The organism is Anabaena sp. TISTR 8404 (genome assembly GCF_056847745.1).
Map to the genome: position 1 here is coordinate 2914894 of NZ_CP180578.1, position 16111 is coordinate 2931004.

Below are 16111 nucleotides of genomic sequence, written 5' to 3' on the forward strand. Positions count from 1 at the left end.
GGTTTTCTGAAAGATTATTGTTTAGTATTCCCTTGAAGATTAGCGATCGCTTATAGTTTTAAGAATACTGAAATTTAAAATACACCCCACCATCACATCAAAAAGGGTGGAGTGTACTTAAAATGAGATGAAAAGGTATTTACCAGCCTCTAATCTTGTGGTTCAATACCTGCTGCTCGCAATTGCGCTGCTAGTCGTTCAGCGCGTTGTCGTTCTTGTTCAGCGCGTTGTCGTTCTTGTTCAACACGTTGCCGTTCTTGTTCGACTAACTCTGAACCCCACAGTAGTAGTTGTCCGTTTTCATCCCACCACCGCAACCAATAACTTGTACAATTTTCTCGTGTACCTTGCCATACGCCCAGGTAAAGATTCATTTCGGCTATCCAGTAATGTTGGTTTTCATCAGGGGTTTGTATGGTGTATCTGTCTGTATTGTTATCTAGGCGATAAACTTCTAAGTTTCCGCTATCCGGCTCAAATATGGCATAATTTGGCACTTTTAAGATGCGCTCGTAGAAAAACCATTTGCCAGGGGGATAGGTTGGTTTGGCAGAATACTCTGTCCCTTCTGTATCGGAAACAAATTCCATGACAATTACTGGGATATCGCCTTGGAGTTGGGGAGTGTAACTGCGAATTACTTCTTCTTTATCAACGTTGATTTTGGCAATATAAGCCCAATCAGGCGCTTTAATGACCATTATGCTGTTTAAAGTCGCGCAGATGCCATAATTTGTGGTTGTCAGTGCATTATCTGGGATTTTTCCTGCTAATTGTAAGCTTTCGGTGAGTGCTGCGGCTATGGCTGGTTGGTTGATGTTGTCCACTGGCTCATCTGGAAGAACGTAATCATCGGGTAGTTTTTCCCAGGTGATTTGGTAGTTTTGGGTAGCGATGGCTGTCATATTTATCAGGGAGTGGGGAGTAGGGAGTAGGGAATGGGGACAGAAACTATACTTATTCGTCGTCTGGATCTAAATCGCTTTCTTCTAGAGTGTGATGGGGGATGGCGGCGATAATTGCATCGATAACTTTAGAGACTGGTAAAATCTCAATATTATAGTCGGGAAATTTTTGACCTTTTGGGACGATCGCTCGTTTAAATCCCAATTTAGCAGCTTCTTTTAATCGCAGTTCCATCTGGGAAACTGATCGCACTTGTCCCCCTAATCCAACTTCCCCAATCAATACTGTACCTGGATCGACAATGCGATCGCGGAAACTAGCGACAATGGCAATAGCTATGCCTAAATCAACCGCAGGTTCTCCAACATTTAACCCGCCAGCCGAAGCCACGTAAGAATCTAGTTTGGACATCGGAATTCCGACGCGCTTTTCTAAGACAGCGAGAATCTGTACAAGGCGGTTATAATCTATACCTGTGCCTGCGCGTCGCGGTGAGGGATAACTCGTAGGACTAACCAATGCTTGCAACTCAACCACAATCGGGCGTGTACCTTCGCAAGCCACAACGATAGCTGTACCTGGTGCAGGATCATCACGATTACCTAAAAATAACTCTGAAGGGTTAGGAACTTCTCGCAATCCATGTTCCACCATTTCAAAGATGCCGATTTCGTGGGTTGCCCCAAAACGGTTTTTGACTGTTCTTAATAAGCGGTGGGAGGCAAAGCGATCGCCTTCAAAATACAATACTGTATCTACTAAGTGTTCTAAAACTTTCGGCCCGGCGATCGCACCTTCTTTAGTGACGTGTCCGACAATTAACATTGTGATGTCTTCGTGCTTTGCCACTTTCATTAAGGCTGCGGTACACTCCCTCACCTGGGCTACCGAACCAGGCGCAGATGTCAGCGCTGGAAAAAACACGGTTTGAATACTATCAATAATCGCTACATTCGGTCTGAGGGAATCCATTTCCCGCAGAATTTCTTCTAAATCTGTTTCTGGCAAAACATACAAATCTGCGCTTGTACCTTCTGACGCTTCTGCTTCTGTTTCTTCTGTATTAGCAGATACTTCGGTAACTTCTGTGTCTGCATCGGCTTCAGCTTTTTTGCCATTACCATTGCTAACCACGTTCATAGGTTTGGAGACACCCAAGCGCAAAGCTCGCAATTTTACTTGTTGTCCTGATTCTTCGCCAGAAACGTAGAGAATGCGGTATCTCTGCGCCAATTGATTAGATACTTGCAGCAATAATGTCGATTTACCAATTCCCGGATCACCACCGATTAATACCATTGAACCGGGAACAACACCACCACCCAAAACTCGATCTAATTCTCCATAGCCAGATTCCCAACGAGTAACTTGGCGATCGCTAATTTGATCAAATGTCAGCGAAGCTCGTGGTTTTGCTGGTTTATTATTGGATTTACCATTATTTTGCTCTTTATGCCAACTGCTGACTCCTCCTCTTGTGGGTACATCCACAGAAGATTGAATCGCAATTTGTTCTTCTAAAGAATTGTAGGTTCCGCAATTAGGACATCTACCAAACCATTGGGGAGATTCTGCACCACATTCGTTACAAATGTAAAAGGTTTTCGGCTTAGGCATTCTTAAATCTTAATTAAGTTAATTATTCTTAATTTTTTCTTAATTCTTACAAAAATCTAAAGTCAAAGAAAAGTGGGTTCTACGGCATTTTTCAAATCAATTGTGGGAATGATATCTTAATATTATGGTATTAAAAATTAATCATGAAAAATTTTAGTTAAGGAGCGTTGAGAAACTTGGAAAGTCATAAAGAAAAAATTCTGGTGGTAGACGATGAAGCCAGCATTCGCCGGATTTTAGAAACGCGCCTTTCGATGATTGGCTACGATGTTGTAACTGCTGGCGACGGTGAAGAAGCGTTGGACACTTTTCGCAAATCTGATCCTGATCTAGTCGTTTTAGATGTGATGATGCCAAAGCTAGATGGCTATGGCGTGTGTCAAGAATTACGCAAGGAATCAGATGTCCCTATTATTATGCTAACAGCCTTGGGTGATGTTGCCGATCGCATCACTGGGTTAGAATTAGGTGCTGATGACTACGTAGTTAAACCATTCTCGCCCAAAGAGCTAGAAGCGCGAATTCGCTCAGTATTACGCCGCGTAGATAAAACAGGTGCTTCGGGAATTCCCAGTTCTGGAGTAATTCACGTAGGGAATATTAAAATCGATACCAACAAACGGCAAGTTTACAAAGGCGATGAGCGCATTCGCTTGACAGGAATGGAATTTAGTTTACTAGAATTGCTAGTCAGCCGTTCTGGTGAAGCTTTTTCTCGTTCGGAAATTTTGCAGGAAGTTTGGGGATACACCCCAGAACGCCATGTAGATACACGAGTGGTAGATGTGCATATATCTCGGTTACGGGCAAAATTAGAAGACGATCCCAGTAACCCAGAACTAATCCTGACTGCACGTGGTACAGGGTATCTGTTTCAACGCATAATTGAACCTGGAGAAGAGTAAGGAAAAAGTATGAAGTGTGAAGTATGAAGTATGAAATTTGAAGAGTTTCAAGCCTATTCCTTGTTCTGTACTATATTTTTCAGACTTCAGACTTTAGACTTCAGAATTTAGAAAGATGACTAAACCTGATCCCAATCGAGTTCTGCGCCGTTTACCCATAGTTGTTGGTGGGTTAGGCGCTATACTTTTGCTGATAAACCGTGTATTAACACCAGAACTTACAGAATCCCAATCGCGTGGCGATGTGTTGGGTGTAATTTTGAGTGCTGTGTTAATTTTAACGGGTTTAATTTGGCAACAAGTACAGCCGCGATCGCCTGATGCGGTCGAACTGATTGGTGAAGAAGGTTTTGTGCTGGCAGATAATTTACCAGAAGCCGTGAAGACAGAACTAGCCTGGGCATCTCATTTGATATTAACTAATACAGTCACGCGATCGCTGGTAGTTGTATATCAAGGCAAAGTTTTGTTACGTCGCGGTATTCTGGGTACTAAATCTGAAGTAGTACCAGGGCCAATCTTAAAACGTGTTCTCGAAAAACAACAACCAGTTTATTTAGTTGCTTTAAATGTATATCCTGGCAGAATTGAATTTGATTATTTACCCGAAAATACTCAAGGGGTAATTTGTCAACCAATTGGAGATCAAGGAGCGATGATTTTAGGAGCAAATGCGCCTCGCAGCTATACCAAACAAGATGAAAATTGGATTGCTGGTATAGCTGATAAATTAGCTGTAACTCTCCAAAAATTAGGAGTTGAAGCTGAATAATTAATAATTAAGAATTATGCAAGTTATTTATTGGTTACTTGTTGCCTTAATGGTAGTAGGAATTATTGGTGCTGTAGTGCCTGCAATTCCTGGCAGTAGTTTAATTTTAACTGCCATTATTATTTGGGGATTTGTTAGCGGTTCTTTTACAGCGATAAAAATACCGTTAATAGTAACAGTAATTGTTTTGCTTTTAAGTGTGGGAGTTGATTTTTTAGCTAGTTACATAGGAGCAAAACAAGCAGGTGCTAGTAAATGGGGACAAATTGGTGCAGTTGTCGGGTTAGTTTTAGGAATATTAGGATTATTACCAGCTTTACCTTTTGGCGGGCCGTTACTCGGAATGTTATTCGGGCCGTTATTAGGAGCAATTATTGGAGAATTTATTTACCGTCGAGAATTATGGCCAGCAATAAAAGCAGGTATTGGAATTGTCGTCGGTACATTAGTCGGGAATTTAATTCAAGGTTTGTTAGCAGTTGCAGCCGTTGCAGTTTTTCTGGTCACAACTTGGCCGCAAGTATATGGTGGATAGCTTTCACTTACAGTAGGGGACAGGAGACAGTTAACAGCGTTGAGACTTTCTTTTTATCCTAAATCTGCTGTAAATTCAGAAAAGTAAAGCTTAACTTTGATAATCTTGCTTTCTTTTCTCTGCTTGCTCAATACGTTGCTTGATTGCTTCTTCCGCTATCCGAATATTTTCTCCAATTGGTGTACCATCTTCAGCAAACATTGGCCCGTACCATGTAGCTTCCGAGTCAGAAGTGCGGCGACTGTATAATACGCGTAAAGGCTCTACATCCTCCCGATGTGCAAGTGCGTAAGCTATCAATTCCTTAGTAGTCATAGCTTCAAAATTCGGTCGCATTGAAAAACCTCCAGTTTCCATCAGGGGGTACAATGATTTGAATTTCCTCATTGACGAAAATAAACACTATTCTGGTTTGATCGTCAAAGCGGAATAACTCTATGCTGCGATAGCTGTTTGATAACATTTGGCAGACACGCACACAGGCTTGTGCTTATTCGTTGGTAGGATTTATAGTCTGTTCCTGAATTGTGGCATAAATCATCATAAGTCCTGCAAGTAGCGACTGTCTTAAAAGTCAAGCGATCGCATTTGCTGTTTTTGCGAATACATTCGTTATATCGGAATTCACTGATAGAGATTTTGCAGAAATTTACAGTATAAGCGCCAGTGTGTATAGCAAAGCGTTACCCAACAGTGAACAAGCCGGATAATGGCTTGACTTGTCTTAACCGACCATAAAGTTTTTGTAAATTCTTTTGCGGTTTATATCTAAAGTAGGATGTATTTCAGCAATAATAAATTTACTTGCCAGTAAAATTACAGTCATGACCTGCTGCCTAGATCCGGCTTGCCATAACCCACCCAATCCCGATGACGTAATGCACTGCTCTAACTGTGGTGGGTTGTTAATCACTTTGAGAAACCGCTATCGTCCAATTGAATTAATAGGTGGCGGGGGATTTGGTAAAACCTATCTGGCAGAAGATATTGACAAACTCAACGAGCGTTGTGTCATCAAGCAATTTGCACCGCAAGTCCAGGGAACAGGCGCACTCAAAAAAGCCACAGAACTATTTGAACAAGAAGCAAAGCGACTGCAACAGTTAGGTAAACATCCCCAAATTCCTACACTGTTAGCGTATTTTAATGAAGATAAACGTCTTTACTTGGTACAGGAATTTATTGAAGGACAGAATTTATTAAAGGAATTACAACAGCAAAGACATTTCACTGAAGAGAAAGTTAGAGAACTCTTACTGGATTTGTTAGATATTCTCAAAACAGTTCATCAACACAAAGTCATTCACCGTGATATTAAGCCAGAGAATATTATTCGCCACAATAGTGGCAAGTTAGTACTGATTGACTTTGGTGCATCCAAACAACTTACAGCAACGGTAATAACACAAGGCGGAACTAACATTGGTTCTTTCGGTTATGCACCAATGGAACAAATGCAGGGTGGTGAAGCTTACCCAGCCAGTGATTTATACAGTGTTGGTGCAACTTGCTTTCATCTGTTGAGTGGAATTCACCCTTGGGAGTTATGGAAACGACAAGGTTATGGTTGGGTTGCTAGTTGGAGAAAGCATTTGCCGCAAGAGGTGAGTCAAGAATTTGGGCAAATGCTAGATAAATTATTGCAAGAAGAATCTCATCAACGTTATGAGTCGGTGGAGGAATTATTACAAGATTTAAATCCACCACCAAAACCTTCTATAACCAAAATCCAGCCAGACTTTGCAGACTTACCAACAACACAATTACCAGTAAATCCACACCCAATTTTATATCCACCATCAGCGCCTCCTGCCCTACCTTCTAAAGCTCAAGCACCTCTAACAGGTATATTGGAGGAGCCATCAGGAAATTCAAAAGTATCACCACAGCCATCTAGACAATATGGTAAGTTGGCAACAAAATTACTGCTGGGTGTTGCTATTACCTTAGTGGGAATTCAAATATATGGTTATTTTCGCGATCGCTTTTTTCCACCTAGTCCGATAATTGCAAATGTTAGTGAATTAGCTAGTAAAGCAAGCAAACTCTTCTTAGAAAATGTCCTCAAAGGTTATTCCAATTACAATTTGCCTAGTCCCGTTGCCATCAGCCAAGATGGCAAGATTCTTGCCTGTAGTAGTGGTAACAAAAACTCCAACATTAAACTGTGGGATATCGTAACAGGAAAGGAAATCCTTACCCTCCCAGGTCATTCAGAATCAGTTCGTTCCGTCGCTTTTAGTCCAGATGGCAAAATTCTTGCCAGTGGTAGTGAGGACAAAAACTCCAACATCAAACTGTGGGATATCGTAACAGGAAAGGAAATCCTTACCCTCCCAGGTCATTCAGAATCAGTTCGTTCCGTCGCTTTTAGTCCAGATGGCAAAATTCTTGCTAGTGCTAGTGATAACAAAAACTCCAACATTAAACTGTGGGATATCGTAACAGGAAAGGAAATCCTTACCCTCCCAGGTCATTCAGAATCAGTTCGTTCCGTCGCTTTTAGTCCAGATGGTAAAATTCTTAGCAGTGGTAGTGGTGACAGAAACTCCAATATCAACCACATCAAACTGTGGGACATTGCAACAGGAAAGGAAATCCTTACCCTCCCAGGTCATTCAAAATCAGTTCGTTCCGTCGCTTTTAGTCCAGATGGCAAAATTCTTGCTAGTGGTAGTAATGATACAACCATCAAACTGTGGGATATCGCAACAGGAAAGCTCATCAAAATCCTAGAAGGTCATAAAGCCCAAGTTAATTCTGTCGTTTTTCGTCAAGATGGCAAAACCCTTGTCAGTGGTAGCCGCGACAAAACCATTAAAGTGTGGAATCTCACAACGGGAGAGGAAATCCTCACCCTTGAAGATGATTACGGGGTTAATTCCGTTGCCATCAGCCGAGATGGCAAAACTCTTGCCAGTGGCAATATGGACAACACCATCAAAATTTGGTGGTTACCGTAGCCATGATTGACCTACGCTAAAGTCAAGACGGTTGAACCAAGTAGAAGTAGGGAATTGAACAATGGCAACATAAACTCAATAATATAGAGTTATGTTGTAAAGTGATCGCACCATTATTAATTCAAGGTGCGATCCGCTAATAACTAAACAGTCTCCAACGATTTCTGCGCTTCTGTGGCGACTGCTTCGACTTCATCATTTACTAGACTTTCTAATATTGATTTAGCTTCTGCGCCACCTAAACGCGCTAAAGCTTGGACAACTCGATAGCGCATTTGCCAGTCGGGATTGGTAGAGTATGGAGCTAATAAAGGAATCGCTTCAGTATTTCCTAAGTCTCCAAAAGAACTAATAGCAGCCGTTTGCACTAATTCATTTTCTGATGAAAGTGCTTCTTTGAGTAAGTCAAAAGAACGCGGATCTCCCAATTCTCCTAAAGTAGCGATAATGCTGAATTGAACTAACCACTCACCAGTAGAGTGGTAAAGCTGCTCTAAGTCTACAAAAGCATCGTGTAGTTTCAGCGCTCCTAAACAGTCTGCGGCGGCGGCTTGTACATCAGCTTCGGGGTCATTGAGCAAGCGATCGCGTAAAATATCCAAAGATAATTGCAAATCCTGTGTACCGAGTGTATCCATTTGACTCACAGCTGAGTACCGAACTCTTGAGTTCTTATCGCCCATTGCAATTTGCACTAGTTCCAAACCTACGGCAGGATCTAATTCACGAATATTATTTACCGCACGCAAGCGATCGCCCAAATCCTCAGAACTGAGCATTTGTCTTACAGACTCAGGAGTAATACTCATTTAATTATCCTAATTTCAAAGATGTTTTAAAAATGTCCATAGTCAATAGTCAAATGTCCATAGTCAATAGTCAAGATACTCTTAACTATTTACAAATGACTCTTGACTCTTGATTACTATTAACTTGCTGCCATTGCCCGAATTACATCACCACGGGTCAGGATGCCAACTACTTGACCTTCACTATCTAATACAGGTAAGCGATGCACATTGCGATCGTGCATCATTTGTGCTGCTTCTTTTAATGTTTTGTTGGGAGAAATAGTTACGGGATTTTTACTCATAACTTCCCCAACTATTTGCCCCAAAGCTTTGTGTAAATCACGCTCGTAAGTAGCAGGATTTTTTAAATAGATCACACTATCCAAAAACATGATGTAAGCAGGTGGAGTCACACCAGTTTCTTGCCACATCAAATCAGTTTCTGAGATAATCCCCACCAATTTACCGACATCATCCACCACAGGTAGCCCACTGATGCGTTTCTCTGCCAAAATCTGAATGGCTTCCTTCAGAGGAGTTTCCGGCCGAACAACAATCGGGTCGCGGCTCATTACGTCGGCAACAGTTTTAGACATTTGCTTGCTGACACCATTATTTACAGTCCCTGCGCTTATTGTAGAAAATTGCCGGGATGAACGGAATTGAGTTAATAGATTGTTACTTGTGAACAATCGTCATTTGTCCTTTGTTATTGTCCATCTCACCTTAAACCTTGTTGATGCAACAATTATTCAGCCAAGCTGTATCTGTGGCTGATAGTGCGGGTATGGGGTCACAAGTGTAATCAATATATTTTGGTCGAATTTGTGGAGCTGAATCGTTAGCGATCGCAGTTATTACGCGATGATGAATACCAGACCATAGTGCTGGATGCTCTAAATAGGGATTCATCCCAGGAAATGGAGAAGGCATAAGTAAGGAAAAAGGAAAAAGTCAAAAGTTAAAAGACGGCTTTACTCAGCACTAAGCACTCTGTACTCAGAATTTTTCAAGGCGGTGATAATTTGACTGTTTGCTTCGGGAAAAGTGTAATTTTCGAGTTCATCTAAGCTTACCCAGAGAACTTCATCACATTCTAGGGGTTGAGGGATACCTGCTATCAGGTGACAGTGATGCACGGTTAAAGTAACGCGTAAATGGGTATAAGTATGGTCAATGGTTATGAGATGTTCTTTGACTGCAATTTCTATACCCAGTTCTTCGGCTATTTCCCGGCGGATACATTCTTCAATTGTTTCCCCTGGCTCAATTTTGCCACCAGGGAATTCCCACAAACCACCCATCGCACCTTGTGGACGACGGCGGTCAATTAAAATTTGCTGCTGGTCGTTCCAAATTACGGCGACACCAATAATTTTATGTGGAATAGAAGTAATTTCAGTCATAGTTTATAGGAATGATAGATGGCTGATTAAAAAACTCGGCAGGCTAATTTTGTGTCTGCCGAGTTTATGTATTGATAGTCAAAATTACTTTTAATTTATCGAATATTGTCGCAGATGTTGCTCAAAGTCTCAAGTTATAGCAAAGCGCTGAGTGCTGAGTTAAAAGTGCTGAGTATAAATCCAGTTTTATCTAGCCTTTGAGCAGTTAACAATGTCATAACATATCTGGCTACAGCTATATGCTTTAAATGCTATTGATTAATCATATTCCTTGCTTCACTAATAAAATCCTAACTGCGTTAACGATTAGTAGCTGTATGGAGGATGTCGCTAACGCATGGCTGGGATTTGAAATTTAGAGCAGGTAGGTTGTAAGAATTCCGCACGAGACCAGTTTTTGAGTTAGATACCTTAGCTATGGCTGAAGATAAACTCAACAATTTTAGATTTTGAAGGCAAATTTGCCATCACTATTCAATTTCTGGATTGTTGGTTTCTGTACCTTGTAATGCCATTTCAAAGTCCATGCGTTGTTCAGCATTACGCAGGAAATAACCACTAATCATTGCGGAAGCAAGTAAACGACCAAGACTTTCCCGGCTGGTGGTAATGGTCATATTAAAGTGTTCGGGTGGTAAGTTGCCTAACAAACCAACAATGTTGCGTTCCATCACTTGGAAGACTTCGGGAGATGTTGGTTTTGATAATTGGCTAACTGTTTCAGGACTGAGAGATTTAAGATATTGCCACAGCACGTTGCTGGTTTCTGATGCGTCGCTGTTAAAAAATTCTGAGACTCGATTAGATTGGTTACTCACGTTTTACCTCCTGTACTACCATTGCTGGCTGCTATGTTTGCAACTGAGATAATAAGTGCCTGTTATATATTTAACTTAGCTGCCTCTTTGGTGTTCCTGTTAAATAATTTAACAGGCACATTCTCACTTGGAAGTCGGTGTAACCGTACCAAAACCAGAGTATTTTCTCGACTGATAGTCAATCGTCCAAAGTCTATAGTCCATAGCTCTTGACCATTGACTAACTTGCCAAATACTCATTCATTGCAGCTTTGGATTTGCGGAGTTTGTTTAAGGCTTCGCGTTCGATTTGGCGAACTCGTTCCCGGCTGATATTTAAGATTTCACCGATTCTGGCAAGGGTGAGAGCTTGACCATCAATTAACCCAAAGCGCAAAGTAATTACTTCTCGCTGCTGCGGGGTGAGTTCTTCCATGACTCGTTCTAAATCAGATGAAAGAGAAGTTTGCATAACAAACTCTTCGGGAGAAGCGCCTGGATCTTCCAACATTTCTCCGAGTTCGGTGTCGTAGTTATCTCCCAAGCGTAGATCTAAGGAAAGGGGTAAACGGGCTTTTTCGAGATACTCTCGCACTTGCTTGGGAGTTAAGTCTAGTTCTTGCGCTAATTCTCCTACAGAGGGGGCGCGTCCAAGTTTTTGCGATAGCTGACGCTGGGCTTTTTTGATTTTATTGAGTTTTTCGGTGATATGAATAGGCAGGCGAATAGTACGAGCTTTTTCGGCGATCGCCCGCGTAATTGCTTGCCGAATCCACCAGTAAGCATAGGTAGAAAAACGATATCCTTTGGTGGGGTCAAATTTTTCTACACCCCGCTGCATCCCAATGCTACCTTCTTGGATTAGGTCAAGTAAGTCAACGTTGCGCTTGATGTATTTCTTCGCTACAGATACCACTAAGCGTAAATTGGCTTCAACCATTCTACGTTTAGCAATTTCACCCTCGGCGATCGCTTCGTTTAACTCGGCTATGTCTAGTTTCGACTCTTTTGCCCACTCTTCTAAAGTCGGCTCGCGTCCCAACTGACTAGCTAAGGATTCTCTGAGTTCTTGTAAAGCGGTTGAACGCTGCACCTGTTTGCCATAACGAATTTCTTCTTCATGGGTTAACAGTGGGACACGGCCGATCTCACGCAGATAAGTCCGCACGAGGTCTGTAGCTGTCGGAGCGGTCTTCATGGCGCTGCTCATTGGTGATGTTGGGTTGATTGCTTGAGTCATTCAACTAGTAGATAACTAATAAATAGATGTTTGTTGAAGGTGCTGCCCAGTCTGACAGGGAACTTATGCTGTTGTTTACGATTTACGCGCCCGTTGGTGTCGGTTGCTTTTATTAATCAAAAATTAGACTCTTAACTGCTAGAAGTTACAGTTTTTTCTGAGTTTGTACAAGTATCTACGGTTAGATAAAGGTAGCTAGGACAACACCTTTTCTCTTTAAGCTTTATTAACAATTGTAACATTTCTGAGAAATATTGAAAAGCCCCACAGCTTGAAGATGATTGGATTTAAGAATGGTTGTGATAAGCTGACTACAGTGGTTAATAAACCTTTGTTGCTTATCCGGCAATCATGAGAACTGTAGACTTTGGTTAATGGGTATAGAAAAGTCATTTGCTGATTTTTGCTATGGTGCTTGGGCTGAAACTCTGATTAATAAAGCGTTTGACATAAGTATATTTACTTTAGATTGTTAGGAGCGATCGCTCTAGTTAAGTAATAAATCTTCTTAGAGAGAAAAAACTTTACTCATATTTGTTAAAATATCTCAATAGAAACCATAATGTTTCTTCTATAATAATTACTTAATTTTCCTTGTAAATACTGCTTAAAGCAGATTCATAAAAAAAGGGTAGGAGACAAGCCAAATCTTTATACTTTCTCCCAACCCCTCATACTCCAGTCAAATTCAGTGCCACGCCGGGCAAAGTTACGACTAACGCTTTATGCAATAATCTTGGATGCCTTTTACGTCCAAAGTAGTATTTTGTAGGGAACGGATAGCAGCAACGGTAGCTTTAGCGCCAGCGATAGTAGTAATAATGGGGATTTTGTAAGCTAAAGCTGTACGGCGGATGAGCCTAGCATCAGTCTGAGCTTCTTCACCAGAAGGTGTATTAATAATCAGTTGAATCTTCTGGTTTTTAATCGCATCGAGGACGTGGGGACGACCTTCATGGAGTTTCAGCACCAACTCAACATTTAACCCTTGTTCCTGAAGTACTTGGCGTGTGCCAAAAGTTGCCATGACTGTAAAGCCTAAGTCAATAAATTCCTTCACCACAGGAACTGCTGCTGCTTTGTCGCGATCGCTCATCGACACAAATACAGTACCATTCAGGGGTAAACGCTCACCAGCAGCTAATTCTGCCTTAGCAAAGGCGCGACCAAAGTCACTATCAATGCCCATCACCTCACCAGTAGAGCGCATCTCTGGCCCTAGTATTGTATCTGTACCAGGGAATTTATTAAACGGTAAAACTGCTTCTTTCACAGCAATATGAGAAGGTATAACTTCCTCAGTAAAGCCTAATTCCTCAAGAGTTTTACCCGACATAATTAAGGATGCCAGCTTCGCTAGAGGTACGCCTGTAGCTTTAGAAACAAAAGGTACAGTCCGAGAAGCGCGGGGGTTAGCTTCGAGAATGTAGACTTGGGGAGAATAAGTACCGACACCCACAACAGCAAACTGAATATTCATTAACCCGACAACTGAAAGCGCTTGCGCCAGTTGCACAGTCCAAGTGCGGATTTGATTGAGAACTGCTGGTGGAAGAGAAATTGATGGTAAAGAGCAAGCAGAGTCTCCAGAGTGGATACCTGCTTGTTCGATGTGTTCCATGATGCCGCCAATCACGACCCGTCCGGTATGATCAGCGATCGCATCTACATCAACTTCGATCGCATTCTCTAAGAACTTGTCAATTAAAATTGGATGTTCTGGTTCTACTTGCACCGCAAAGGTCATGTAGCGTTCCAGTTCTGTATCGGAGTAGACAATTTCCATTGCGCGTCCACCTAATACATAGCTAGGACGCACCACAACTGGATAACCAATGCGTTTAGCAACAATCAGCGCATCTTCATAACTCCGCGCAATACCATTAGGTGGTTGAGCAATATTTAACTGTTTCAGAATCTGCTCAAACCGTTCCCGGTCTTCGGCGGTGTCGATAGAATCGGGTGATGTACCCCAAATGCGAGTGCTGAGTGCTGAGTGCTGAGTGCTGAGTGTTGAGTTATGAGTGCTGAGTGCTTGCTGGAGAGGAAGTGCTAACTTTAATGGGGTTTGTCCACCGAACTGGACGATGATTCCTACTGGGTTCTCGGCTTCGATGATGTTGAGAACATCTTCTTTAGTTAATGGCTCAAAGTAGAGGCGATCGCTAGTATCGTAGTCTGTAGAAACTGTCTCTGGGTTGGAATTGACCATGATGGTTTCATAGCCTGCTGCTTTTAAAGCGTAAGCAGCATGACAGCAACAATAGTCAAATTCAATGCCTTGACCGATGCGGTTGGGGCCACCACCCAAAATCATTACCTTGGGTTTATCGGTGGGTAAAACTTCTGTTTCTTCTTCGTAGGTGGAATAGTAATAGGGAGTAAACGCTTCAAACTCAGCCGCACAGGTGTCTACAGTTTTGTAAACTGGCACAACTCCTAATTCTTTACGGTATGCCCTAACTTCATCTTCTGTGGTTTTGGTAGCAAAAGCAATTTGGCGATCGCTATATCCTTCCCGTTTTACTACATATAGTTGTTCTTTTGTCAACTGTTTTAAAGGTGTGCGCTTGAGGAATTTTTCTGTTTCCAACAATTGCTGCATTTTATCGAGGAACCAAGGGTCAATCCCTGTCAGTTCGTAGATTTCTTCATTTGTTAGCCCTAGTTGCATTGCATGACGCACAGCAAAAATGCGCTCAGGATTGGGTGTCCGTAATAAGGCGCGGATTTGTTCACCACTAGGTAATTTTTCGGCTTTGTCGCAACCCCAACCAGCGCGTCCAGTTTCTAAAGAACGCAATGCTTTTTGGAAGGATTCGTTAAATGTGCGTCCCATCGCCATCGCTTCCCCTACTGACTTCATTTGAGTAGTCAGCACTGGTTCGGAACCGGGGAATTTTTCAAAAGCGAAGCGGGGAATTTTGGTAACTACATAGTCAATGGTCGGTTCAAAGGATGCGGGGGTTTTCTTGGTGATATCGTTATTAATTTCATCCAAGGTGTAGCCTACAGCTAATTTCGCCGCCATTTTGGCAATGGGGAACCCTGTAGCTTTAGAAGCTAAAGCCGAACTGCGGGAAACACGGGGATTCATTTCAATGACTACTACATCCCCAGTCACGGGACTGACAGCAAACTGAATATTAGAACCACCAGTTTCTACACCAATCTCGCGGATAATTTTAATTGACATATCCCGCAACCGCTGATATTCCTTGTCGGTAAGGGTTTGGGCGGGTGCAACGGTAATGGAGTCGCCTGTGTGGATACCCATCGGGTCGAGGTTTTCGATGGAACAGATAATCACAACGTTATCTGCTAGGTCACGCATGACTTCCAGTTCGTATTCTTTCCAACCGAGGAGAGATTGGTCGATAAGAATTTGGGAAACGGGACTAGCATCAATCCCTACCTGCGCCATTTCTTCAAATTCTTCTTGGTTGTAAGCTATACCGCCACCAGTACCGCCCAAGGTGAAGGCAGGCCGGATAATTAAAGGATAAGTACCAATTTTACGGGCGATCGCTTTGGCTTCGTCTAAAGATGAAGCTGTACCACTAGGACAAACCTGCACGCCTATCTTGGCCATCGCTTCGTTAAATAATTTGCGGTCTTCCGCTTTTTCGATCGCTGCTAACTTTGCACCAATTAATTCCACATTATATTGATCTAGAACACCGTTTTTGGCGAGGGTAACGGCGATATTGAGGGCGGTTTGTCCTCCCATTGTTGGGAGTAAAGCATCTGGGCGTTCTTTAGCGATAACTTTTTCGACTAACTCTGGTGTTAACGGTTCAATATAAGTGCGATCGGCCGTTTCTGGGTCAGTCATAATCGTTGCTGGGTTAGAATTCACCAGCACAACTTCATAGCCTTCTTCTCGTAACGCTTTACAGGCTTGGGTTCCAGAGTAGTCAAACTCACAAGCTTGCCCAATCACAATTGGGCCAGATCCTAACAGCAGTATTTTTCGGAGGTCTTGACGGCGGGGCATAGTCTTTGGGTTGGAGTAAGAAAATACAAATCCTGATTATTTTAAGGGTCTTTGCCCTCACTCATGTTGTCTATTATGAATTTTTCCAAGTGCGATCGCAGCAGAACGGCAAAAGGAATACACAGAGTTAACCGTCAACAGTCAACAGTCAAGCAAAAAAAGGACTATTGACGAATATATAT

14 protein-coding genes and 1 pseudogene are annotated in these 16111 nt (G+C 42.2%); 4 read left to right on the forward strand and 11 right to left on the reverse strand.

Features of this window, described 5'->3' with window-relative positions:
• Positions 1–149: 149 nt before the first annotated feature.
• Together ACMX3D_RS12650 and radA are read right to left on the reverse strand one after the other, a co-directional pair.
• A complete protein-coding gene (locus ACMX3D_RS12650) occupies positions 150–905 on the reverse strand; it encodes a Uma2 family endonuclease (protein ID WP_482751753.1) in 756 nt (251 codons plus the stop codon).
• Positions 906–957: 52 nt separating this feature from the next.
• On the reverse strand, positions 958–2523 hold the full coding sequence (gene radA, locus ACMX3D_RS12655; RefSeq protein ID WP_482751754.1) for a DNA repair protein RadA: 1566 nt from the start codon (positions 2521–2523) through the stop codon (positions 958–960).
• Between the two features lie 176 nt (positions 2524–2699).
• Between radA and rpaB the strand changes: the two genes are divergently transcribed.
• The 3 genes from rpaB to ACMX3D_RS12670 all read left to right on the forward strand — a co-directional run bounded on the left by rpaB (position 2700) and on the right by ACMX3D_RS12670 (position 4735).
• Positions 2700–3428, forward strand: a complete 729-nt coding sequence (gene rpaB, locus ACMX3D_RS12660; protein ID WP_010997963.1) for a response regulator transcription factor RpaB — start codon at positions 2700–2702, stop codon at positions 3426–3428.
• A gap of 115 nt (positions 3429–3543) precedes the next feature.
• A complete protein-coding gene (locus ACMX3D_RS12665) occupies positions 3544–4200 on the forward strand; it encodes a cofactor assembly of complex C subunit B (RefSeq protein WP_482751755.1) in 657 nt (218 codons plus the stop codon).
• Between the two features lie 16 nt (positions 4201–4216).
• The gene (locus tag ACMX3D_RS12670; RefSeq protein WP_482751756.1) at positions 4217–4735 is read left to right on the forward strand and encodes a DUF456 domain-containing protein; all 519 of its coding nucleotides are present in this window, start codon (positions 4217–4219) and stop codon (positions 4733–4735) included.
• 90 nt (positions 4736–4825) lie between these two features.
• Here ACMX3D_RS12670 and ACMX3D_RS12675 read toward each other — a convergent pair whose 3' ends face one another.
• Both ACMX3D_RS12675 and ACMX3D_RS12680 read right to left on the reverse strand, forming a co-directional pair.
• Positions 4826–5071, reverse strand: a complete 246-nt coding sequence (locus ACMX3D_RS12675) for a DUF6887 family protein (RefSeq protein WP_482751757.1) — start codon at positions 5069–5071, stop codon at positions 4826–4828.
• The gene (locus ACMX3D_RS12680) at positions 5055–5213 is read right to left on the reverse strand and encodes a DUF6888 family protein (protein WP_482751758.1); all 159 of its coding nucleotides are present in this window, start codon (positions 5211–5213) and stop codon (positions 5055–5057) included. Before ACMX3D_RS12680 ends, ACMX3D_RS12675 begins: the two co-directional genes overlap by 17 nt.
• Positions 5214–5559: 346 nt before the next feature.
• Between ACMX3D_RS12680 and ACMX3D_RS12685 the strand changes: the two genes are divergently transcribed.
• Positions 5560–7698, forward strand: coding sequence for a protein kinase domain-containing protein (locus ACMX3D_RS12685; protein ID WP_482751759.1), 2139 nt, complete (start codon positions 5560–5562; stop codon positions 7696–7698).
• Between the two features lie 143 nt (positions 7699–7841).
• Here ACMX3D_RS12685 and nblB read toward each other — a convergent pair whose 3' ends face one another.
• The 7 genes and pseudogenes from nblB to carB all read right to left on the reverse strand — a co-directional run bounded on the left by nblB (position 7842) and on the right by carB (position 15929).
• Entirely contained in the window at positions 7842–8507 is a 666-nt protein-coding gene (gene nblB / locus ACMX3D_RS12690) for a phycobilisome degradation protein NblB (protein WP_482751760.1), read from the reverse strand.
• Between the two features lie 119 nt (positions 8508–8626).
• Positions 8627–9085 carry a CBS domain-containing protein gene (locus tag ACMX3D_RS12695; RefSeq protein ID WP_482751761.1) on the reverse strand — a complete coding sequence of 153 codons (459 nt, stop codon included), beginning with the start codon at positions 9083–9085 and terminating at the stop codon, positions 8627–8629.
• Positions 9086–9299: 214 nt separating this feature from the next.
• Positions 9300–9422, reverse strand: a pseudogene (locus tag ACMX3D_RS12700) (DUF4058 family protein); the annotation flags it as partial.
• Between the two features lie 41 nt (positions 9423–9463).
• The gene (gene mutT, locus ACMX3D_RS12705; RefSeq protein WP_482751762.1) at positions 9464–9895 is read right to left on the reverse strand and encodes an 8-oxo-dGTP diphosphatase MutT; all 432 of its coding nucleotides are present in this window, start codon (positions 9893–9895) and stop codon (positions 9464–9466) included.
• Positions 9896–10365: 470 nt separating this feature from the next.
• Positions 10366–10713, reverse strand: a complete 348-nt coding sequence (locus ACMX3D_RS12710; protein ID WP_482751763.1) for a DUF760 domain-containing protein — start codon at positions 10711–10713, stop codon at positions 10366–10368.
• 220 nt (positions 10714–10933) lie between these two features.
• Positions 10934–11890: an RNA polymerase sigma factor, RpoD/SigA family gene (locus ACMX3D_RS12715; protein WP_482752332.1), complete on the reverse strand. Its 957-nt coding sequence runs from the start codon at positions 11888–11890 to the stop codon at positions 10934–10936.
• Between the two features lie 757 nt (positions 11891–12647).
• A complete protein-coding gene (gene carB, locus ACMX3D_RS12720; RefSeq protein ID WP_482751764.1) occupies positions 12648–15929 on the reverse strand; it encodes a carbamoyl-phosphate synthase large subunit in 3282 nt (1093 codons plus the stop codon).
• Between the last annotated feature and the right edge of the window lie 182 nt (positions 15930–16111).